At 68.5% G+C, this 511-nt stretch carries 1 protein-coding gene; it reads right to left on the bottom strand.

Translation table 11 applies throughout. The annotated features are described in order from the left end of the window. Positions 1–511 (bottom strand): PAS domain-containing protein (locus tag CDA63_RS20175; RefSeq protein ID WP_165768425.1); only part of this gene is annotated, 511 nt, incomplete at both ends.

Genomic DNA, 511 nt, shown 5'->3' on the forward strand with positions numbered 1-511 from the left:
CGCGGCCAGTTCAGCGGCCAAGGTCCGCGCCTGCTGGCCGCTTTCTTCCACCACGCGCCGGGCCTGCACCTGGTCGGTCACTTCGTGGGCAAAGACGAGCACGCCGTCGATGGTGCCCTGTGCGGTGCGGCGGGCCTGGTAGGTGAAGGTCGAGTAGACGTCCTCCAGCGGGCCGCCGGCGTGGCGGGCCAGCATCAGGGGCAGCTCCTGAGCCACATAGGTTTCGCCGGTTTCATACACCCGCTGCAGGATGACCGGGATGTCGGTGCTGCCCAGCTCGGGCAAGGCCACCAACAGGGGCTTGCCGGCCAGCTCCCGCCCGGGAAAGATGCGTTGGTAGGCCGGGTTGACGAGTTGGTACACCAACTCAGGGCCGTCGAGGATGACGATGGGCGCAGGGGCTTCCATGAACAGGTGATGCAGCTGCTGGCGCTCGGCCTCGCGCTGTTGGCGGGCCCGCACTTGCTCGGTGACGTCGTAGGCGAAAACGGAGACGCCGGCCACCGCGCCG

This window comes from Hymenobacter amundsenii, from assembly GCF_002204745.1.
Lineage (GTDB): Bacteria > Bacteroidota > Bacteroidia > Cytophagales > Hymenobacteraceae > Hymenobacter > Hymenobacter amundsenii.